Below are 20,901 nucleotides of genomic sequence, written 5' to 3'. Positions count from 1 at the left end.
CTGCAGTTGCTCGTCAAAAGTGAGCACCGACAGGCTACCGCGCCTCGATCTTCAGCGCATCCAGCGTTTCCGGGGTGATCGTCCCGGTCACCTTAAGCTTGTAGTCCGCCTGCATACGCTGGAGCCCTGCCCTCATGTCCGGCCCCATCACGCCATCGAGCTCGCCGTTGTAGTAGCCAAACGCCAGCATCGCGAACTGCACCTCTCGGACGATTTCTTTGAACCGGTTTGCGTTCCCTGGCAGCGTCTTCAGAGGTGCCGGCGCTGGTGGAGTCGCGGGCGCCTGGTAAGTCGGCGCAGGTGTGGGCGGATTGTAGAGCGGGGCCGCGTACGAGGGCGACGGGGCTCTGTAAACGGGAGCTCTGTAGACATATCCGCCATTCGATGAACGATGGCTTCTGTGGGAGCTATGGCTTCGATGGGAGCTGTGGCTACGATGTCCAGCGAGAGTGTAGACGTGATCCATCCTAAAAACATCGAATAGGGACGGCGACTTACCGTTGTCCGTCAATGTCGGCTTCGAAGGAAACGCCTCCACCTCAGCGGGAAGGAAACCCGCCGCCAGCAACGATGGGATCGCAAATAGTCGTTTCTTCATGCAGCCCTCCCCAAGCCCGCATATCCATGTTCCTTAGGATGCCATTCAAAGAACCCGCCGCAGTGGTTCCTAAGCCTGCAATCCCGGCATGCCTCCAGGTAGGTGCGCTTCCAGTCGGATATCGTCGACGGCGCTAGGTTTCGGTACGGCAACGGCACCGTGCACAGTGGAAAGTTGTAGAGCTGCACATCGATGCCGCGGCTCCGGGCGAAATCGATCCCCCGGGCGATCGGACTGAAGTTTGAAGAGCTGTCGTGGAACAGGCGGCTCCAATTCTGCCGCGCGTAGCCGATGTTCTCGAGCTGCATGATCGCCCACGTTTGGATGAACGGGACCGACGCTGCAAGGAACCGCGCAAGCCTCGGCAGGCCGTCCGCATTCGGCCGCATCAGGACGGTACGAAGTTCCACCTGAGCGCCGACGCGGCAAAGGAATGCCAAATTCGATAGGAGTTTCTCGTGCGCCCCAGGCTTGCCCACGATCTCGTCGTGAACATCCGGCTCGGCTGAATAGAGCGGCACGCCCCATACCACCCTGCTTCTGTCCAGAGCATGCATCGCTTCACGGTCGGCATCGTCAAAATGCTGACCGTTCGTAAGGACATGGAAGTGAAGGTCCTCCCGGGCACGCATAACGCGAGCCAAAAACCCCAATAATTGGTCCTTGAACAGCGTAGGTTCGCCGCCGGAAATCCCGATCGTAGCTCCCTCGGGAGCCAGCATGGCCGCGATGGCAAAATGCTCGAAGAGATCGACGTGCTGCTTCTTCGGCGGCTGCGAACACATCACGCAGAGCTGGTCACAGCGTTCCGTGACAAGGAGCGTGTTATGCGGCGAGGAACTGCGAATAATGCGGTCGGCGGTGCCACGCTGCGGGTTGACCAAGAGCACGTCCCCATCGATTTCCGAGGGATCTATCCCAAGGATTCGTAGTGACCCACCCTCGCCTACATACTCGGCGCCGTTGGCATCGACCGCCTCCAAACAGACATCGTGGGGATGGCACGCACCACGCTCTGTCCCTGGCATTGCCTCAAATGACCGTAGCCGAACAACAAAAGGCTGTTCTGCGTTCGCCTCGACCTTGATGCGCAGCGGTATCATGAATGCACCGCCAGCATGCTGATGTCCCAATCGGCAATGCCGAGCCAAGTGGCCACCGAAGCTTTACTTGCCTCGTCCTGGCGGTAGATCACCTCGAACACCTTGTCGAAGATCGCCAGATGCCGGCCGCAGAACGAAGTCTCGTACCGCGGAAGGTCAATACGCCCATAGCGTGAGATGTCGTCGACCACGTCCGTGCCGCAAAATGGCTGGTAAGCGCAATGGATGCAGTCCGGGTCGAAATGGTTGAATGCGCCGGAGTTGAGCGTTTGGACCTTCGACCTGTCGATACCGCTGGTCACGTCTCCGATACTGAGGTCAATGCGGCCAATCCTGGACAGCATCCGGGCCTCATCCGTCGGATAGAAGCGTCCGTCGTGGTCGACGACTATGTAGTCGGCGGCGAAGAAGTTCGGGTTCCGGATGTCGACGTGGTTGTCGGCTCCGAAATGGAGCACCCGCTTCAGGCATTGGCTGAAGTAGTACTCCTCCATAAAGCGCCCTGTGCGGTGGTTCCGCTCGATCAGCAGATCGATGAAATCGGCGTGGAGTTCGTTCCATCGGGCCAGAGCGTTCTCCCCTTGGTCAAGTTTCCGAGCGAACCCCTGGTGATTGATCGGCCGCAGGTACACGGATCGGATGCCGTACTTCTCATAGCTTTCCAGCAGTGCCTCGAAATCTGGCGGAGCCGTCACGTCCACCGTCGGCAGAGCCGAAATCTTGCCCTCAGGATAACGAGCAACCGCCGCTTCAAGATTCGAGAAGAATGTGGTGGTCCGAGCCCGATCATGGGTTCGCTGACGTTCATGAGTCTCCCGATCGCCGTCGAGCGACGTGCTGATGAATGTGTCGTCAGCCTCCAGGAAGGCCCAAGCCGCTTCATCGAGATGCTGCAGGTTCGTGCAGACGACAAATTGCGCGCTGGAAAACCGAGCCCGGCAGAAATCACGAACCGCCTCCAGCAAATCCAGCCGAAGGAGCGGTTCCCCGCCTTGGAACTCAATCTTGATTTCGCTCCCCTCGATCGTCTTCAGGAAGGCAAGCACCGCCTTCAAGGTCTCGTCCGACCAATCGAAGCCGCGCGCTGTCTCAGCAACCCTTGATACCTGGCAATACCCGCACGCTAGATTGCACCTGAGGGTCGGGACCAGGATGACATAGTTCAAATCCTGAGGCTTCGATTGTCGCCGCGCCCAGCGATATGCAAACGAGGTCCAGGGAAGATCGAACTGTTTGTCGTAGCTGTGACCGCTGTCCCTAAGGAACTCCTTGTCCGAGGAGGTCAGGCCGTCAGACGCATAGCGGTCCAGAAAGCTCGCGTCAGACTTGAAGAAGCCGCCGGCATCGTCGGCGAACAGAAGCGATCTGTCCGCAAACTCGCGGAATCGCAACGGCCAGAGGTTCGTCATCCCATCACCGCTGAGACGAGCGAGTGCCGCATGGCCAGTGTTTCTGCGTAGATTTTCTCGCGATAGACGGCGTGAGTGACAGCCACGCGTATCTGGTCTTCCGAGAGGCCGCCCGCGAGTTGGACGGCTACCGAGTTCGCAACCCTCGCAAAACGGCAGCGAGGGAAAAGCCCTTGGAGCCGAAGCGATGCAGCATCGATGTACTCGGTGAACTGTGGCGGAAGCTCCACCACAACTTCGTATTCAGCGATTTCCGACAATTCCAGCCATATCCCCACCCAGCGCGATCATGCGACGGGCCCCTCGAACAATCAAGGTTCGTCCATTAGCCCACGGTCAAAGACACTGGTTTCTACCGGAATTGTGCGGGAGACGTTGCTCGGTAAGACGGCTTTGGTACAGAATGAGCCCGGGTATGGGGGGCGGATTATGTGGCGAATCTTCGCAGGGACTATGGCTGTGTTGGCTTCGGTACTTTCTGCCGCGGCCGCCGAGATCGAATTAATCGACCTCCCCGGCGAAGTCGATGTTGTCAGTATCAAAGGCGAAATCACCGAGGGTGATGGTGATCGCTTTTACGACCTGATCCAAGGCCGTCAAAGAATATCGGTCCTACTCCAGAGTCCTGGCGGCCTTGTGAAAGAAGCCTTGCAAATAGGCGCACAAGTCCGCCTGCAGAACTACGCCACGATGGTGATGCCTGACGGTGAGTGTTTTTCCGCTTGCGGACTGATTTGGGTGGCAGGCGCAAGGCGGTACATGTCGGCTTCCTCAAGTCTCGGCTTTCATGCCGCTTATCGTCAGGAGAACGGGGAATACAAGGAATCCGGTGTGGCAAACGCCGAGATTGGATCCTATCTCACGCATCTAGGCCTACGAATTGAGGCGATCCGGTTCTTTACGATCGCAGGTCCGAACGATTTCCTGCTGCTGACCCCGGCGCGTGCGCGTGCTCTCGGTATCGATGTCTTCGAACAGGCAGGCACGAGCGTCACCACGCCTTCGCAATCCCCGACCGTTGATATCTATGCGGACCGCTTCGTCTCTTACGGCGTGCTTCGCTCCCGCTGCGCGGGGTTCTTCCAAGTCGAGGAACGAGCATTTGAATTGGAAGCCAAAGATGCCGCCCAAAAGGGTCAACAAATAGCCGGGAACGATGCCTGGATTGATGTTTGGTCGCCAATGCTCGAGGAAGCGAAGACGGAGCTTAACGCCAAAGGCCCGCTAATGGTTTGCCTCGAGACCGAGGCTCACCTCCGAGAAAATGGCCTACGGACCGGGATCGATGGACCAAGTTTCGACTGCCGGAAGGCGACCACGCAGACAGAACAAGCGTTGTGCGACGACCCGAGGCTATGGGCCAAGGACAGAGCGATGAATGCCATCTACTTGTTCATCAGGAGCTATAACGACGCGAAAGTCCGGAAGGCGCTCCTGGCCAACCAACGCGCGTGGCTAAAAGAGCGGAACTCTTGCGGCGCTGACCCCACCTGCCTCCGTCAGTCTTATGACGACCGCTTCCAATTGATGAAAGCCATTGATGTCGGCACTTCGAACGGGGGATGATTCCGCTTCATTCACAAAACGAATTCGTTCCGACCTTGTAGGTAGACTGGGAAACTTGGGTCAACCTTCCCGAACCGATGTCGTAGTAGCGGCGGATGCAAGTATCATAGTTGCCCACGCTCGTATCCATCCAATCGGCCTGTAGCAGCGTGCTATCGATCCCATACTTCATCTGGAGCTGATAGTTGTCTTCGCCCCCCAGCGGAAAGTCGACGATCCTACCGTCCCGGCATCGATCAGGAACGCGAAGATACATGACCCGCCACATCCGATTTCAATCAAGGTGAAATGGCCGCCGTAATTAGGTCCGGATCTCATACCGTCCCGAATGCGTGTCCGATAGTTGGCGACCGAGCCCGTGAACTTTGGCAACGTTGATTTGCCCTTGAGGTATGTCCTCGTGGGATAGTCCGCAAAACGCGGCTCGGCCGTTGCCGAAGTGCCAGCAACGAGAATGATAGCCAGAACTGCGGAAATCAGTTTCTTCACGTGGTCTTTTCCCCGTATGCGCGACGGGAATGCCCTGAGGACTATTCTCTGTCAACAGTCCAGCCCTTCCATCGCTCTCGCCAGTACATCCTCAATTCACGAGCGGGATATATAATGGGTCTGCAGGCAAGGCACACTCGATCACTCCTGGAAAGCGCGCGTATGATAGATTTGGAGACACTCGCTGAGGATCACGAATTTCTAAGGTCACTCCTCATTGACTTCGAAGGGCTTGAGGATGATCGGGTCCTTCGAATCCTTCAGGCACTCCAGATCGCGAACCGCAATGCAGACCGTTGGAAGGCCATAGCTCAAGACCTATTCGCCGATCTCGCGCGACTGCGCACTAAGAAGCAGGTCCAAGTCAGTCTCCCGAACGGCGTGAGGATCACGTGTGATGCCTCAACGATCGGAGAGGTGATGGCACAGGTCAGCCCTGCAAGTTCTACGCAGCCACACAATTTCGTATAACAATGCGGACGATCAAACTTGCCTGTAGAGCTCGGGCTCGCTTACGCGAACCCGAGCTTCGGATGCTGCCTTACTGGGCTTTCGGCTTCAGTGCCGCGATTGCAAAGTCAATCTTCTTGAACAGTGCTCGCAAAGGGGCGCAATCCGGATATCGACTGGCCAAGATCGCTTTGGCTTGCCTAAGGCTCTCCTGGCCCCCGCTCTCATCGGCCACGGTTCGATGTCCAGGTCCTCCAAGGTCTCGATAGTACAGTCCGAAGAAGACCTCGTCAGACATCGCCTTCCGATCATGCTCACACTGCACCCAGTCATCGAGCTCACTTCTAACCGCGTTGACACGCTTGTACGCGACCGCACGTCTTCCGATAGCAGCTAGCGCTTCCTTCAGAAGGCGGCCCACTTGCGCATGGTCTTCAACAGGCATGATCGCCTTTGGCCTGCGACGACGGCCACCGAGCAAAAGTTGGAACTCAATGGAATTGGTTGGCCCACGCGATACGCCAGTTACCTTCCGCGTGGCAGGTTTGGCCGCCTTTTGGGCAGCATCTCTTTTCTCACCCGGCGACAAGAAAAACCCGGTGGCTTCGACCGCTACTCGATCACAGTATTCTGGCTCGGCAGGAGCAGGTGCCTTAGACAGAGCGGCAACGATCGGATCGAGCGAATAGCCGCTTGTGTTGTCAGCCATCAGAAATAGCTCACAGCCTCCCTCTGGAAGGTACATCCCTTTCCATTTCGGTTTGACCAGAGACCAATTGTTCTCATGTGCCCATGCTTGCCTTTCGCCGGCCATCGAAAGAGCCCGCCCCAGATAGGGCTCGTCGGCCGCGACGTGCTGCTTTGCAATTGGATCGTACCAGGAACTGCCGTGGTCGTTGCCCGGCAGGCGGTTTCTGTAGCCGCCGCGGGGCGCCACAAGTGCCTTGGAAGGTCGGAGTCCTGTGATGTCCATGAACTGAAGAGTTCGGGCAGCAGCACATACTCGGGCAAGAGCGCCACTTGCGCCGTCGGGCCGAAATTCATCGACGACGTGATCGGAGGCAACGCGACGATACCTGCCGAGATTTCGAGCATAGCGGTATTGAATCGGTTTGATCAGTTCGTCGAGAGACTTTGAGAGAGAGACCCGAATCGTTTCTTGGCCCGAAACGTGGGTCTTCGCATCTCGCCAGTGACACGAAACGTACACAAACGTCTGGTCGGCTTCACCTTCGGCTGCACGATCGCCTATTGAACGTCGCGCATGCTGATAGTTAGCGAAACCCGAAACCTGTGATGCCTGATCGAGAGCTTCGCTGTGCCGAATGTCATCTCGCTTGGAAATCACCTTTGCAAGGCGCTTGATGCCCTCGATCGAGGACGGTCGAATGGTCGTGAAAGACATGCCAGTTCTCCTGGCTCACATTGAAGCGTCGCCCGTCAACCACTTCGCGAGCCCGAACATGACATGGACGGGGAGCGTTCAATCGGCAGCGCTGTCAACAGCTTCGCAACGACGGGCGGCTTGCTCCTGCCTAAGAGCAGATTCGGTTTATACCATCGACCATAGCATTCGAGAAGATCTGACTTTCGATTTTGCTTATAGCTTGCTTCGAATTCCCTCCCGCACCTTGATAGTCGATACAGGACCGCGTCCAGCATCTCCGATTTGATCGAATCAACCGCATCAAGACTGTGCGCTCGGCGAACGATCGCACTTTCGGGGGGCGTGACGGCGCTCTTGGCTGTCCCTTCTTCAGCGCGAGCTGCGTAACCGTGCTTCATTGGAAACGTCCGTCGGATCTGTGAAGCAGGACACCAGAACGATGATCCATATCCCTTGATCGCGAAGCCCCTTGTCCGACCTCGTCGATCGGCCGTCAGGACTTCCTTAATCCACAACTGGAACATGATTGTTCAGTGATGATGCCGGCGACGGCGAATATTCGACGGGGTCGACCTACAGTGCCTACCCACTGGCAAGCAACTCGCCAACAAGTTCTCAATCGAGACAACTATCGTTGTGTGTCGTGTTCCGAATCAGTGAAGCAGGATGCCGACGTGCATCACCTGCTGCCTCGATCCATGGGCGGCACCGACGAGTTGGCCAACTTGGTGACATTGTGTGACGGGTGCCATGCGTCACATCATCCAACGCTCGCCGGCGGCTTGGCCCGTCGTGCCATCGAACGATGGGCCGTCAGACTGGCTCGATGGCTGGATACCGAAGGCCTTACCTCGGAAACGTGCGGGAACTTCGGGCCTGCACTGCGGCTATTTGGGGTGGAACGGTTCAGGCATGGACAACTGCCTATCGTGCTGGCAGCCCTTGCTGGCAAATCCGTCCTTGTCGTCAGTCCAACAGGATCCGGCAAGACCCTGTGCTTCCAACTCCCGGCCGTATTGCGCCGCGGCATCTCCATTGTTGTTAGCCCGCTGAAGACGTTGATGTCCGAACAGGTCTCGGACCTTCTATCCAATAAGATCCCGGCCACCTTCATCAACAGCGACCTAAGTTCGGACGAAAAGGGAATTCGCTTCAATCTGATCGCTCGCCAGGCCGTGAAGATGCTCTACCTCGCTCCAGAGCGCTTCTTCGTTCGCAGCGAGGCGGAACGGCAGAAACTGAAAGAAACCAAGCCAGCCTTTCTTGTTGTCGATGAGGCTCATTGTGTCGACCAATGGGGTGGCGACTTCCGGAGGGAATACGGGCGGCTACGAGAAGTTCGTGAAAAGCTTGGCTCCCCTCCCGTCCTGGCATTTACTGCCACCGCGGGCATCGAGATGCAGAAGCGAATCCTGGCTTCGCTTGGCGTGGAAGACGCTCTCGTTTTCGTGCGCGGTGTCGACCGTCCCAACATCGCGCTTATCAGGTCGAAATGTGCGGCTGCGCAACGGGCACTCGCGATCGCGAAGCTGATCCGACTACCTCAACTTCGCGACCAGAAAGTAATGATATTTGTACCGTCGGCAAAGGTTGGCGAGCACCTGCAGCAGGCCCTGCGAGCCGAAGGCCTAGAAATTCCATTCTACCATTCCCGCTTGGGCACGTCGTGGGAACGTCAGGAACTGCTGAAGCGCTTCCTCGGCCAGAGTCGCCCGGTGGCAGATCAGATCATCTGCACCAACGCTTTCGGAATGGGACTCGATGTCCCCAACGTACGGTTGGTGATCCACTGGCAACACTCCGCGTCGGTGGAGGATCAGCTGCAGGAGTTCGGCCGCGCTGGCAGAGACGGCAAGCAATCCGTGGCAGTGATGTTCCATGACGGAGTTCAGAACGGCCGCGATACGTCCCGATTGGCCTACATGGCCAATCTGACCGTTGAGGGAGCGGTCGTGGATCCTCCGACGAAGGAAGAGATGCTAAAACAGCGCCTACGGCGCATTGATCAGGTCGGAGAAATGATGCGTGCCGACAGATGCGTTAGGAACTCCGTCAACCGCTACTTCGAAGGACCGCCGATGATGGTCCGACGGAGCTTATCGCTACGCATCCTGGATTGGGCATTTGGCAGCAAGGATAGGAGCCTGCGGTTCAGGACTTGTTGCGACCACTGCGACCGGGCTGTGATCCAGAAGGTCGGCCTCGCGCCGTACGTCGCGCAGGTCCTTAGGTAAAAGGCGCTTAGGCTGATTGGGGAGAGCCCCACGATACCTACCCACTCTGTTTCTACCCACCCGAGGATATTTATCTATCGGCGGGATTATTGCATCATTGTTTTCGAATATGCTCCCATTCAGAGATGGGCTGCGTCGTGGGGGATCCGATCTTGCACCCTGTGAGAGGCATTGCGTGTTTTCTGATCTGCTTCGCTTGGGTTGCGTGCAGCCCCGCAAGATCGAATGAAGTGTCGCTACGCTTCACGTCGATTGATGTTCAAGAACGGTTGCTCAGCGATGCAATCCGAACATTCAACGATACGATAAACGGCGAAGGGAAAGGCATCTTCCAGATTGTCAAAACTCCATCTGACACTGTTGCCAAGGTCTCTTCAGCGCTTGCCGACGGACAAGCAGATGTAGGCATCATACCAGCAGTTCAGAAGTCGTTCCCTGTCGGGTCCTATATCCCCGGCGCTGGCGTAGATGGAAGCAGAAAGCGCCAACAGAGTTCGATCGGCGCCCTAGAACTGGCCAAGCTCGAGCGCGAAAATCTAGTTGGACTTGCATTCTGGAATGGGCCCTCGAACTTCGTCGCTTCGACCACTAGACTTACGACAGTTGACCAACTCCAAGGGCTGAGGATTCTGGCCGCCGCCTCCGGCCAAACAGCCATACTGCAGGCTTACGGGTCCAGGCCAACTACAATGGCTTTCGGTGAAGTCTACACCGCCCTTGAGACCGCTTCGATCGACGCAGCTGCGCTGCCTAGCGAACTCCTCGTTACTTCAGGCATCTCATTACTCACCCAGACGGTAGTTCCGGGCGCGGGGTCGTCGACCGAGTTCTACCTGGTTGTCAGGCAGGCATTTTGGACTGAACTTTCTCCTCGCGCACGCTTCGTCCTCGCGAAAGCAGCAAGAGAAGCTGGGGCTGTGTCTGATAGGATTGCCTCTAACCGAGACGATCAATCACTGAGAGCATTCGAACGGCAGGGGGCAAACGTTCTTCAGATCGGTGATGCCCAAAGAGAGGAAGTTCTTAAGCTGACTGCAGACACCTGGGCCAGCAGGGAAGGAAGGCCGGATGCCGATATCCTGACACTGGCTTATCAAGCGTCATTTGCACCGCTGCCCCCAGTAGTGCCGCGTTCCACGTCGCCAGCTGCGACTCGCAAGATCTTTTTCGCCACCAACCGAGCCTACGATTCGACAGAGGACATCGAGTTCAGGTTCAGCACCGCCAAGGCTAGCAATGGCCTAGTTCTCGGCACAACAGCGGTGTCTTTTGACGGCGGACGAAGCCTTGACGACCCAGTCGAGGATGTCTCGGACATCGAGTCGCTCACAATCTCTGCCTCTGCTGATGAGTTTTCAAAGGAGCTTGCAGATGCGTCCGTGAAGTCGAGCCAGGGCGTGCTCGTTTTCGTACATGGCTACAGCAATCGCTTTGAAGATGCTGTGAGACGAGCCGCACACATAGCAATCGAAACGAACTTTCAGGGCCCTGTTGTCGCTTTTAGCTGGCCGAGTGAGGGAGAAACCCTTCTCTACAGTCACGATGAAGACCGCATTCAAGCGACGCAACCCGACTTCAGAACACTGATGAACCTAGTTGAGAGTAAGATCGGTCGCACAGATATTCATCTGTTGTCGCATAGCATGGGGGCTCGAGTGCTCTTGGGGTATGTGGACACGTTATCGGCTCAACCTCGAGACGGTCGGACCTATAGGTCAATAACCATTGCTGCTGGCGATACCCCCAATGAGGTGCTTGCCCAACAGCTTCATTTCTTGCGGATATTATCGCCAACGGTTTCGGTTTATTTCTCCGAAAAGGACCGCGCGTTGTGGCTCTCCAATCAACTGCACGCCATGACGCGCGTTGGCAACAACCTGGCAGATCAGCTCTTTGTGGGTAACGAAACCAAATCGTTCGGAGATGCGGGTTTCGACTTTATAGATGCCCGCCCAATCGACGACGCTATTTTCGCATTCAGTCCAAGGCACGCATATCTCTTTGACAAAAAAGCCGCGATCGACGACTACGCGCAAATCCTCACCGCGGGTAGATCTGCGACCCAACGGAATCAAACCACTCCTGAGGCCCTGATACCCAAGGAAAACACTGGAAAACGCTATTGGCAGCTAAGTCCGTAGCCTTCGCGTTACGACTTTTGCTTGCGATATCAATTGAGGCGTTCGACAACATAGCGGCAAGGGCAAATTTACTTGCCGCATAGGTGATGTTGGAGAGAAGCATGCCCGTCAGCGAGCGCAAAGCGACTTTCATCGCAGAATCTCTCAAGCCACACCAGGTGAAAGCAATCAAGGTATTGGCCGGAGCGTTCGGCACCTTCGAACCCGTGGGCTTCGCTCCCGGACTGGCCATGCCCATGATCGATTGGATGATCGAAAACGGGTTAGCAGAGAAGGGTCTTGCGAATGAGTTCACCGGGAAGGTCGGCTACCGTTTGACAGAACTGGGCGAAAAGGTGCGCTGGTCGCTCGATAAGCGCCAGCCGAAGGATCGACCCAAGATCAAGATGATCGAACCGCGTCTCAAACCGATCGATTTTCGAACAGTAAGACCGTTCAAGGCGAAGTAGGATCATCGTTCAACGTAAGTCCCTGTCAAGCGCGCCGCGAGGCGGACTTCGGTGCCCTTAGATATCTGGCAACTCTCAATGGGCTAGGTGCAATCCGAAAGGATTCGCCAGATGCCATTCACCACTTATGCCCTCGGCGACGTGCACGGCCGAGCCGATCTTCTTGACGGTTTGCTTGGCGCTATCGAAGACGATGCGCGAGCTAGCGGCACCGAGCCACGAATCCTATTCCTCGGCGACATCGTTGACCGCGGTCCGGGAAGCCGGGCAGCCATGGATCTAGTGTGCCGCACGCTTGAGCGATGGCCACTTTCCAGGTTGATCCTTGGAAACCACGACATGTGGTTCCGCGACTTCATGACCTCCGACCAAGTGGACGAAGCAAGATTCGACCGCTGGCTGATGCGAGTAGGTGGCTACCAAACGATGGAATCCTATGGCCTGCTCTCGGCCAACAGCCACGCTCAGGCGGCGGCAACATTTCGAGTCACCTACCCTCGGCATCTTCAGGCACTCCAGGAGGCCGATGGCATCGTTATCGATGGGGTGTTTGCGTATGTCCACGCCGGCATCGACCCGACGCGGCCGATCACGGATCAAGAGCCGAAGACGCTTACAATGATCAGGGAGGGCTTCCTCGATCACGACGGCCCCTTGCCGCGTGTGATCGTGCACGGTCACACGGTCACCAGGAGCTTGATGCCCGAGGTCTCGTCATGGCGCATTGCGATCGACACCGGGGCCTATGGATCAGGTCGACTGACATGTCTGGCCGTGTCTGAGGACGAACGAATCCTTCACTTCATGTTCGCGACGGCCGAGGGTGGGCATGTAGGGATCACCCGGCAAGATGCTTTCACTTGAGCCTGCCGGCCAGTCCAACCCCGGCGGAATTTTCCATGCACCAATAAGAACCAGCAATAGCGGCTGCAGCTGAACCGAAGAACTGCAAGTGGTTCTGGCCAAGTATGCGTCGTAAATCCAACTCGGATGCTTGCTTTCACCAGTGGGACATCCCCCGCATCAGGTCAGCAGGTGCTGTGGACATCCTCTACTTTCGGTAGTGCCACAGCAGGAACGGCGATACCTAGGAGCTAACTCATGGGTTGGAGGCCCGGGTGGCCCGCATTCGTCACATCAGTATCGAAAATTTTCGCTGCATTCAGAAGTTGGAATGGTATCCAGCGGCCGGCCTAAACTGTCTGATCGGTCCTGGAGATTCTGGGAAATCGTCGGTTCTCGACGCAATTGATTACTGTTTGGGCGCACGGCGGACTGTCACGATCACCGACGCAGACTTCTATCGCTTGGATGTCGAGAAGCCTATCTCGGTCACAATCACCATCGGCGAACTCGATGACACGCTGAAAAGCATGGATGCCTATGGCTTCTACTTGCGGAGCTACCGCGCCACGACTGGGGCGATCGAGGACGAACCGGAAGCCACGGCTGAAACGGTTTTGACGGTCAATATGAAGGTTGGCAGCGACCTTGAGACCGTCTGGACGCTGGTATCCGAAAGGGCGGAGGCACAAGGCCAGAGCCGTTACCTGACTTGGGCCGATCGGACACGCCTCTCGCCAAACCGTATCGGAGCCCTTGCTGACCACAACCTCGCTTGGCGCCGAGGCTCGGTCTTGAACCGTTTGTCCGAAGAGCGTGCTGACACTTCAGCGGCGTTGGCCAAGGCCGCACGCGATGCTCGTGTCGCTTTCGGCGACGCGGCAGAAGAACAACTAGGCGAAACGCTTCAGATCGTCACTGACACAGCCAACGTCCTGGGCATTCCGACCGGTGGCAAGCTTAAAGCTATGTTGGATGCCCATACCGTTTCGTTCAGTGGTGGAACCATCGCCCTGCATGATGCGGACGGCGTGCCACTTCGGGCCTTGGGAGTCGAGTCGACGCGGCTCCTGTTGGCCGGACTTCAGCGCAAGGCGGCATCCGAAGCCACGGTCATTCTAATCGATGAATTGGAGTACGGCTTGGAACCGCACCGGATCATCCGGCTGCTCGGCTCCCTCGGCGCAAAGGAAACGCGCCCACCACTGCAGGCCTTCATAACAACTCATTCGCCAATTGCCCTTCGCGAGCTAAACGGGAGCCAGCTAGTTGTTCTGCGAAAGCAAGATGGAGCGCACCGTCTCCATCAAGTCGGCACTGCCGATGATGTCCAAGGGACTATTCGGCTCTACCCGGAGGCGTTCATTGCCAACTCGGTTCTTGTTTGTGAAGGTGCCAGCGAAGTCGGGTTGATCCGCGGACTGGACCTCTATTTGGAATCCACTGGTTATCAGTCGCTAAACGCCAGCGGCATCAGTTTGGTCGATGCCAAAGGTGTTACCAATCTCTACAGTCGGGCTAAGCCATTTGTCGCTCTTGGCTATCGCGTCGCCGTGCTCCGCGATGACGACAGACAGCCTGATCCAGCAACTGAGACCGCATTCGAATCCGCAGGATATCCAGCTTTCCGCTGGAGGCCAGGTCGTGCATTGGAGGACGAGCTATTCTACAGCTTGCCTGACGCTGCCATCCATTCCTTATTGGAAAAGGCTGTGTCCTATTACGATGAGTTCCTCATCGAGGCACATTTGCGTTCCGTGACACAGCAAGTGTTGGGTCTCGCCGAATGTCGAGGACCGGTCACACCAGCAACGCGTACTGCGATGGCGACCGCGTCGAAGGCCAAGAATAATGCCTGGTTCAAGTCGGTCAGCAGCTATGAAGAAATCGCCCGAGAAATTATCGGGCCACAACTCGGCCATGCCGATCCTGGCTTCCAAGAGATTCTGAACAACGTTTGGGCATGGATGACAAGTGCCAGTTGAGATCGACCTTCTGAGCGTTGAGCGCGGAACGATCACCGCGCCTGCAGGCTGCGGAAAGACACATCTGATCGCCGACGCGCTGACCAGGCACGGTGAGCCAAAGCCTATCCTTGTACTCACGCATACGAATGCTGGTGTTGCAGCGCTCCGTGCAAAGCTCGAGCGTGCCTCAGTACCTTCCAGTCGATATAGACTGGCGACCATAGACGGCTGGGCCATCCGCCTCGTGAAAACGTTTCCTGCTCGGTCAGGGATTGCCCCTGCGATCTTGGAGCTTAGGAACCGTGGAGCCGACTATCCTACCATCCGGGACTCGGCTTGGCGCTTACTGCGCGACGGCCACATCAAAGATATCCTTGCCGCTACTTACGATCGTCTCATTGTCGACGAGTATCAGGACTGCTCGGCGCGCCAACACGCAATCGTCTACTATGCAGCACAGACCTTGCGGACTTGTGTCCTTGGCGATCCGATGCAGGCGATTTTCGGTTTCGGCACGGACCAGCTAGCTGATTGGGAAAGACATGTGTGTCAGCATTTCCCTATCGTTGGCCAGCTTCAAATCCCTCAACGATGGGCGCGTGTTGGTGAAGAGGCATTTGGTCGATGGTTGCTACAGATACGTGAACACCTAGCCCGTGGGGGTGCACTCGACCTTGCCTCCATACCGCCGAACGTTTCCTGGATTCGTCTACCCGGAGACCAGCGTGACCATGAAATCCGTCTAGCGGCTGGTCGCACCTCCGCAGGCGCGGATGAAAAGGCGCTTGTCATCGCAGACACGCGCCCCGCGAGCCAACGCGATTTCGCGAAGCAAATCCCCGGCGCAGTGACGGTGGAGAACGTAGACCTAACCGACCTCATCGACTTCAGCGATCGCTTCGATCTTAGCTCTACCCATGCTCTGCGCCACCTGGTCGAATTTGCCGGATCGGTGATGACGAATGTGGGCTCTGCAGACATGCTCGCCCGTGTCGACAGCCTCCGGGCAGGCCGCGCTCGTCGCGAAGCGTCGGAAGCGGAGAGCGCGGCGATCCGTTTTACGGAAAACCCAAGCTATTCAGCGGCTACGGCTGTGCTCAACACGATCGCCGCGCAAAGTGGTGTTCGCAACCATCGGCCCGCTATCCTACGCGGTGCCTACAATATGCTGAAATCGTGCGAAGCCTCACCGGGTATGGCACCAGGCGAAGCAGCGACGATTGTTCGGGAGCAGTCCCGCCTAATCGGGCGGCCGTTAGCCAAGCGCACTGTCGGGAGCACGCTCCTTTTGAAAGGGCTTGAAGCCGAGATCTGCGTCATCCTGAACCCAGAACTCATGGACAGGCGGCATCTCTATGTTGCCATGACTAGGGGGGCAAAAAGACTTCTTATCTGCTCGCAGCACCAACAAATCCGACCACAATAGATGCAATTCGAGCTGCTTTCTGCACTCGTGCAATCCCAATATCTGAGTACTTCGCATTCCTCCTCCGCCCTACATCCCGGCGCTCGAGCTGGCAGTAGGTCCGACCGGTTCCTAGACGATCGTGTTCGTGCCAGTGGACTGGACCTGTACGTGCGGTTTGTGGCCATTGAGGCTTCGCAGTCCGTGAGATGGTCCGTGGACGACATGCTCGTGCGAACGCCAAAAGACGCGCTCCAGGTACGGACTCTTGGCGGCCTCGTCTCCCTGATTGCCGCCGGACTCAGGAGTGAACGTCCTGTGAGGGACGATCACTGTTTCACCGCGGAAAATGAAACACCAGGTGGGGGCTTGCCCGACCTGGTGCACACTACGGTGTCGACGGCGCTTAGCTAGGCAGCCAGTGGGGCCGATCGACCAGTTCGACAGGTGCCACAATCTAAGGGCATTTTCAAACTATCTTGGACTGGCACCTCAGGAAGAGAAGGAGTTCATTTCGGACCGAGCTCTTTTTTCAAGTCCGGCACCACATACGGAGCTTCCGGTTTCACATCTCGTCCTAACCTGCTCCGTGGACCATCGTGGCTGAAGCGCTCGAACAGATCTCCCCCAGTTGCGTGCCTCGCGCCCAGAATTTCCCTCACCTCAGTTCCGGTGACCTTTCCTTTGGCGAGCAGAACTTCTGCAAGATGCTCGAGATGAGCCCTATGCCCTTCGATGATCTGCTGCACACGGTGAAATTGCTCCTCCAGCACCTTGTCGACCCGTGCCTGCAGCACACGATCGAGCTTCATAGCGGTGAAAAGTTCCTCTTCGTCTTCGGACGATAGGTACGCCAAGCTAGCACCTAGGCCGTATGACCCCTCCAGTCTCAGAGCCAGATAGGTTGCCGTATGCAGGTCCGACCCTTGTGTGCCGCCGCTGCCTGCCGATCGGTCGCCGAGAATAGCTTCCTCGGCAGCCATTCCTCCGAGCCTCACGGCGATCTGATCCAACAACTGCGTTCTCGTCCGCTCTCTCAGTGGGCTGTCCATCAAAACGACCCCTCCTCCGTCCTGTAGACCACCAACCGGAGCCACATCAGTTGCCACCGACACGGATGCGATTTCGCCGGCACCTAGCAGGAATGCAACAACCGCATGACCTGCCTCATGGACTGCCGTCCTGCGACGAAGCCCCTCAGGAATGGGCGCACGAGATGGCAGTTCATCCATCAGGTGTTCAAGAGCCAGAGCAATTTTTGCTCGCCTGGCGCGCCTTCTCCCTCCCCGAACGAGTTGCTCTAAGCTAGCCCCCGTCCACCCCTCGGTTCGGTCGAGGACCATGGAAACGTCATCATTCTCCAGCTGACCTCTCAAATGCCACCTGAGGATGCCCTCACGCCCTTGTCGATCCGGCAGTCCGACCCGAATGTGCCTGTCCAGTCGCCCGGCGCGGATCAGGGCAGCATCCAGTCGACTGGGATCGTTGCACGCTCCCACAATGACCACACCTTCCCTGCCCTCGGCTCCATCAATGCACTCAAGCAAAGCTGAAACGACTTCCGTGCTGTATTGAGCGTTGTGGCCAGAAAATTTGGTCCGGTCGCCGACAGCGTCAATCTCGTCGATAAAGAGAATGCTGGGCGCGTTTTTGATCGCGTCGTCGAAAGCCGCTCGCATGGCTTTCAGGAGGTCACCGAGATGCCCTTTCGCTTGCCAACGGCCAAGCGAACCTAGGACGAGATGAACGTCGCAAGTCCGAGCCAGAGCTTGGGCGAAAGTCGTTTTTCCCGTACCTGGTGGCCCGCTCACCAAAATCCCGCGATCAACATCACTCCAACTGATCCGTCCCGCTCTCCAATCGGCTAAGTCAACAGCAAGTTCCCGTCCCCAATCCCCCGCCTCTCCCAGCCCGTGTAGGTTTGCGAGGGTCGGTCCGGTCGCTGCCTTGACTTCATCGACTGGCGCAAGGGCTTTTCGGATCATGGCGATCGACGCTGCCGTCGACCGCCCCTTCCGCATCATGGTAGTGAGCAGAGAAAAAGGGACCGTTGCCAGAAACGACGCTTCCTCCTCCGTGACTGTCAGCCCCAAGCTAAGCTTTGCGGCAGCGATAATGTGTGCAGGCTGAGGAATGCCAACCTCGACGATCGCGTCGGCCGCGGCACGGAAACTATCCGGAATAGATTGAGCATTTTCGGCAACCATAAAAACTCGCCGCTTGGTCGCGAGAGCTTTGATGTGCTCGCCGGCTTCCCCCTTCTTCCAGCGTCCGCCTTTGCTGATGAACACCGGGCTGTCGTCTCGAAGCCAATGCTCCATAGGCGCTTGCGCTACGAATTGAGCCGCGCGTTCATAGATCTCGATATCGGCGCCGTCGGGTAAGACCAGCCCGAGGACGACCGGGGATTGGCGGCGGACCTGCGGTACTGCGCGACAGGCACGCATAAGGGTGCAGTAGGCAATGAAACGAGCAAAGGATTTCGCGATCTGGTCGCGGATTCCTCGGGGGCTGCTAACCCCATGCGGGTATTTGTGTGTGTAACGGATCATAGGGACACCTGCGCTCGCAAGCAGCGAGACGTTCGAAAAAGCAACGGTCAGGGCGAAATCAGGCTTTGGTTGCCGAACGTATCAGCGACCGCGTGACGTGCTTCAGGTGCGTTTCGATGTGCAAATAGTGGATCACGGCGTTGTCCCTGGACCAAGCAAAGGTCTGTCGGCCGCATTCAGCGACCGCGAAGGATTTCAGCGTATGGGGTTTTGCACCAAGGTGATCATGGTGGAGCGTCTACCTGCAGAAGGTAAAAGCCCGGTGAACGGAGAGTTTTTGCCGGCCTGCCCCTCAGGTGCCTTTTGAGGGCTGCCTCCACCTCGCCAGCAGCCGGGCCAATTCCTCGTATTTCGCGCCGCATCGATCATAAACGCTGAGCGTGTTGATCTTCGTGCAGCCAGCGCGCGCGACGATCTCGTCCAGCAGGTGTGCCAAGGTCCGATCGCCACCAGCACGTACCATTGCATCCCGGTCGAATTGCTTGCGCATCCCGCACTTCTCGCACAAGACAATTACCTTCTTGGAGGGAAACTCTGACAGCATAGGCATGAGAACAAAATAGGAACAAATGCCTTGCGAAGTCAATTCACAACGCGCTAACATATGGACATCAGATGGCGGAAGCCCTGCCAGCTGACAATACTGGAACTTTGACCGGGCCAATTCATTCACCCTCAATCCCAGGCTTCGTGGATCTAGGAGACCGATCGATGTCGAACACCGGTCACATCATCACGCAACAGAAAATGCCGAAACTGATTGTGGTGGCGGCTTTCAATCGCGATGACGAAGGTAACCTTCAGCCGGCATTCGATCCGCGCCAGATGCAGAGCGAGGATGCGGCCGTTCGTTTGGCCAAGATAATCGAGAGCGAGCACGCGGGCGTTGTTGCGTGGTCACGAGAGGCTAATCCCGCCGTTGGTGAGTACGGTGAGCCGACGGTCCTCTACCGGGCTGGCGAAGTGCCCGACATGGACTGATCCGAAATGCCTGACAATTCTACGACTAACCGATGAAGGCCCAGCTTCGCCCATCGCAATGGTTTCCAGAACCTCCTAGCCAGCACGCGCATTATTCCCTTTGCTTATATTAGCGGGAACAGAACTCCATTTACCAACCCTGCTGCCCAATGGACCCTCTCGGAAAGGCCACCCAAGACGGGTTGCCCAAACTGCGTTGGGAGGAACCATGAACGTTACACGCCGAGAGGGACTAAAGCTGCTCGCATCCGCCACCATTGCAAGCTTGCCAGTCACTCGCGCCATCGGTCAGGCAGGCTCTTCCTCACCAAAGACCCGCCTCATCCTTCTCGGCACAGGAGGAGGTCCAACCCCCTTGCCAACGCGGAACCAGCCCGCGAGCGTTCTCCTGATCAATGGCGAACCTTATTTGGTTGATGCCGGCAACGGAGTTGGCCGGCAGCTTGTACTGGCTGGTGTTGGCCTGCAGAGGGTGGGCAAGATCTTCGTCACTCACCACCATGACGACCACAATGCCGATCTAGGCACACTTATGGGCCTCGCCTGGTCGAACGGACGATCTGAGCAAATTGATGCCTACGGCCCGACAGGCACCCGCGACATGATCTCGGCCTACAAACAATATTTCCAGCCAAACGCCACAGTTCGAATGAAATACGACGGAAGAAGTGCAGACCCAGCAAGTCTGTTCAACGGTCACGACGTGACCTCGGGGACGATCTACTCGGATATCAACGTCAAAGTTACGGCGGTCGAAAACACCCATTACCCGAACCAAGGGCATGACGGCGACAAACACCACCTTTCCCTGAGCTATCGCTTCGACACCAAGGACCGCTCGGTCGTCTTCAGCGGCGACACTGCCGCAAGCGAGCAATTGATCGCGCTGGCAAAGGACGCTGACGTGCTCGTCCATGAGGTCATCCACGTAGAACGCACAACCGATCTCTTCACCAAGAAATTTGCGGAACAGGGTCGATCTCCGCAGGAGGCCAAGCGAGTACTAGACGCGGTGATAGCCATCCATACATCGGTCGAGCAGGTAGGCGAAGTCGCAGCGGCAGCCCGCGTCAAGACCGTCGTGCTCAACCATTTCGTTCCAGGGTTTGACCCAACAATGACCGACGAAATGTGGGCTGGGGGCGTGCGAAAGAAGTTCGCTGGCAAAATCATCGTCGGACGCGACTTGATGGAGATTTAGAAGAAGCTTGGTAGCGGAGCAAGAAAGGCCTTGACCTGCCGCTGAGTTTTTCCTCCATCTGAGATTAGAGTCCGGTCCTTGATCGAAGGACGGACTGATGAAGAGAAAGCGGTTCACGGAAGAGCA

General features: G+C 57.1%; 16 protein-coding genes. 9 read left to right on the top strand and 7 right to left on the bottom strand.

Going from position 1 to position 20,901, the window contains the following annotated elements:
- Nucleotides 1-34: 34 nt before the first annotated feature.
- Genes hxsA through hxsB form a run of 3 tightly spaced genes read right to left on the bottom strand, consistent with a single transcriptional unit; the run spans nt 35 to nt 3,110 of the window.
- Nucleotides 35-598 carry a His-Xaa-Ser repeat protein HxsA gene (hxsA, locus tag HNQ95_RS11085; RefSeq protein ID WP_182574120.1) on the bottom strand — a complete coding sequence of 188 codons (564 nt, stop codon included), beginning with the start codon at nt 596-598 and terminating at the stop codon, nt 35-37.
- The gene (gene hxsC / locus HNQ95_RS11080; protein WP_182574121.1) at nt 595-1,701 is read right to left on the bottom strand and encodes a His-Xaa-Ser system radical SAM maturase HxsC; all 1,107 of its coding nucleotides are present in this window, start codon (nt 1,699-1,701) and stop codon (nt 595-597) included. The genes hxsA and hxsC overlap by 4 nt, the downstream gene beginning before the upstream one ends.
- Nucleotides 1,698-3,110, bottom strand: a complete 1,413-nt coding sequence (gene hxsB / locus HNQ95_RS11075) for a His-Xaa-Ser system radical SAM maturase HxsB (RefSeq protein ID WP_182574122.1) — start codon at nt 3,108-3,110, stop codon at nt 1,698-1,700. Before hxsB ends, hxsC begins: the two co-directional genes overlap by 4 nt.
- A 198-nt stretch (nt 3,111-3,308) precedes the next feature.
- Between hxsB and HNQ95_RS11065 the strand changes: the two genes are divergently transcribed.
- Nucleotides 3,309-4,676, top strand: a complete 1,368-nt coding sequence (locus HNQ95_RS11065; RefSeq protein WP_210289156.1) for a hypothetical protein — start codon at nt 3,309-3,311, stop codon at nt 4,674-4,676.
- A gap of 168 nt (nt 4,677-4,844) precedes the next feature.
- On the opposite strand, the gene HNQ95_RS11060 is transcribed toward HNQ95_RS11065, so the two are convergent.
- Together HNQ95_RS11060 and HNQ95_RS11055 are read right to left on the bottom strand one after the other, a co-directional pair.
- Complete coding sequence (locus HNQ95_RS11060) at nt 4,845-5,165, bottom strand: hypothetical protein (protein ID WP_182574125.1); 321 nt, start codon at nt 5,163-5,165, stop codon at nt 4,845-4,847.
- A gap of 541 nt (nt 5,166-5,706) precedes the next feature.
- Entirely contained in the window at nt 5,707-7,020 is a 1,314-nt protein-coding gene (locus tag HNQ95_RS11055) for a DUF5623 domain-containing protein (RefSeq protein WP_246340675.1), read from the bottom strand.
- A gap of 518 nt (nt 7,021-7,538) precedes the next feature.
- Here HNQ95_RS11055 and HNQ95_RS11050 point away from each other — a divergent pair.
- From HNQ95_RS11050 to HNQ95_RS11025, 6 genes are all read left to right on the top strand, one after another.
- The gene (locus HNQ95_RS11050) at nt 7,539-9,236 is read left to right on the top strand and encodes a RecQ family ATP-dependent DNA helicase (RefSeq protein ID WP_312874158.1); all 1,698 of its coding nucleotides are present in this window, start codon (nt 7,539-7,541) and stop codon (nt 9,234-9,236) included.
- Between the two features lie 230 nt (nt 9,237-9,466).
- The gene (gene dctP, locus HNQ95_RS11045) at nt 9,467-11,377 is read left to right on the top strand and encodes a TRAP transporter substrate-binding protein DctP (protein ID WP_182574126.1); all 1,911 of its coding nucleotides are present in this window, start codon (nt 9,467-9,469) and stop codon (nt 11,375-11,377) included.
- A gap of 101 nt (nt 11,378-11,478) precedes the next feature.
- Nucleotides 11,479-11,826 carry a hypothetical protein gene (locus tag HNQ95_RS11040; protein WP_182574127.1) on the top strand — a complete coding sequence of 116 codons (348 nt, stop codon included), beginning with the start codon at nt 11,479-11,481 and terminating at the stop codon, nt 11,824-11,826.
- A 111-nt stretch (nt 11,827-11,937) separates the two neighbouring features.
- Nucleotides 11,938-12,690, top strand: a complete 753-nt coding sequence (locus tag HNQ95_RS11035; protein ID WP_182574128.1) for a metallophosphoesterase — start codon at nt 11,938-11,940, stop codon at nt 12,688-12,690.
- Between the two features lie 254 nt (nt 12,691-12,944).
- Nucleotides 12,945-14,654, top strand: coding sequence for an ATP-dependent nuclease (locus HNQ95_RS11030; RefSeq protein WP_182574129.1), 1,710 nt, complete (start codon nt 12,945-12,947; stop codon nt 14,652-14,654).
- A complete protein-coding gene (locus HNQ95_RS11025) occupies nt 14,644-16,062 on the top strand; it encodes a UvrD-helicase domain-containing protein (RefSeq protein WP_182574130.1) in 1,419 nt (472 codons plus the stop codon). The genes HNQ95_RS11030 and HNQ95_RS11025 overlap by 11 nt, the downstream gene beginning before the upstream one ends.
- Before the next feature lie 488 nt (nt 16,063-16,550).
- On the opposite strand, the gene HNQ95_RS11020 is transcribed toward HNQ95_RS11025, so the two are convergent.
- Together HNQ95_RS11020 and HNQ95_RS11015 are read right to left on the bottom strand one after the other, a co-directional pair.
- Nucleotides 16,551-18,593: an AAA family ATPase gene (locus HNQ95_RS11020; RefSeq protein WP_182574131.1), complete on the bottom strand. Its 2,043-nt coding sequence runs from the start codon at nt 18,591-18,593 to the stop codon at nt 16,551-16,553.
- Between the two features lie 292 nt (nt 18,594-18,885).
- A complete protein-coding gene (locus HNQ95_RS11015; protein WP_182574132.1) occupies nt 18,886-19,083 on the bottom strand; it encodes a hypothetical protein in 198 nt (65 codons plus the stop codon).
- 221 nt (nt 19,084-19,304) lie between these two features.
- Here HNQ95_RS11015 and HNQ95_RS11010 point away from each other — a divergent pair, with 221 nt between their 5' ends.
- Both HNQ95_RS11010 and HNQ95_RS11005 read left to right on the top strand, forming a co-directional pair.
- Nucleotides 19,305-19,574, top strand: coding sequence for a hypothetical protein (locus tag HNQ95_RS11010; protein WP_182574133.1), 270 nt, complete (start codon nt 19,305-19,307; stop codon nt 19,572-19,574).
- Between the two features lie 208 nt (nt 19,575-19,782).
- A complete protein-coding gene (locus HNQ95_RS11005) occupies nt 19,783-20,775 on the top strand; it encodes an MBL fold metallo-hydrolase (protein ID WP_182574134.1) in 993 nt (330 codons plus the stop codon).
- Nucleotides 20,776-20,901: the final 126 nt, after the last annotated feature.

Source organism: Aminobacter ciceronei (assembly GCF_014138625.1).
Taxonomy (GTDB): Bacteria; Pseudomonadota; Alphaproteobacteria; order Rhizobiales; family Rhizobiaceae; genus Aminobacter; species Aminobacter ciceronei.
Note: the sequence above shows the minus strand (reverse complement) of the source record. Positions and strands in the feature narration are given on the sequence as shown.

Bases quoted from the DNA above. Each gene is read 5' to 3' on its own strand.
- HNQ95_RS11035 (WP_182574128.1), top strand. From the start codon at position 11,938: ATGCCATTCACCACTTATGCCCTCGGCGACGTGCACGGCCGAGCCGAT.
- hxsA (WP_182574120.1), bottom strand. From the start codon at position 598: ATGAAGAAACGACTATTTGCGATCCCATCGTTGCTGGCGGCGGGTTTC.
- HNQ95_RS11005 (WP_182574134.1), top strand. From the start codon at position 19,783: ATGAACGTTACACGCCGAGAGGGACTAAAGCTGCTCGCATCCGCCACC.
- HNQ95_RS11020 (WP_182574131.1), bottom strand. From the start codon at position 18,593: ATGATCCGTTACACACACAAATACCCGCATGGGGTTAGCAGCCCCCGA.
- HNQ95_RS11015 (WP_182574132.1), bottom strand. From the start codon at position 19,083: ATGCGCAAGCAATTCGACCGGGATGCAATGGTACGTGCTGGTGGCGAT.
- HNQ95_RS11055 (WP_246340675.1), bottom strand. From the start codon at position 7,020: ATGTCTTTCACGACCATTCGACCGTCCTCGATCGAGGGCATCAAGCGC.
- hxsC (WP_182574121.1), bottom strand. From the start codon at position 1,701: ATGATACCGCTGCGCATCAAGGTCGAGGCGAACGCAGAACAGCCTTTT.
- HNQ95_RS11050 (WP_312874158.1), top strand. From the start codon at position 7,539: ATGATGCCGGCGACGGCGAATATTCGACGGGGTCGACCTACAGTGCCT.
- HNQ95_RS11040 (WP_182574127.1), top strand. From the start codon at position 11,479: ATGCCCGTCAGCGAGCGCAAAGCGACTTTCATCGCAGAATCTCTCAAG.
- hxsB (WP_182574122.1), bottom strand. From the start codon at position 3,110: ATGACGAACCTCTGGCCGTTGCGATTCCGCGAGTTTGCGGACAGATCG.
- HNQ95_RS11010 (WP_182574133.1), top strand. From the start codon at position 19,305: ATGTCGAACACCGGTCACATCATCACGCAACAGAAAATGCCGAAACTG.
- HNQ95_RS11065 (WP_210289156.1), top strand. From the start codon at position 3,309: ATGTACTCGGTGAACTGTGGCGGAAGCTCCACCACAACTTCGTATTCA.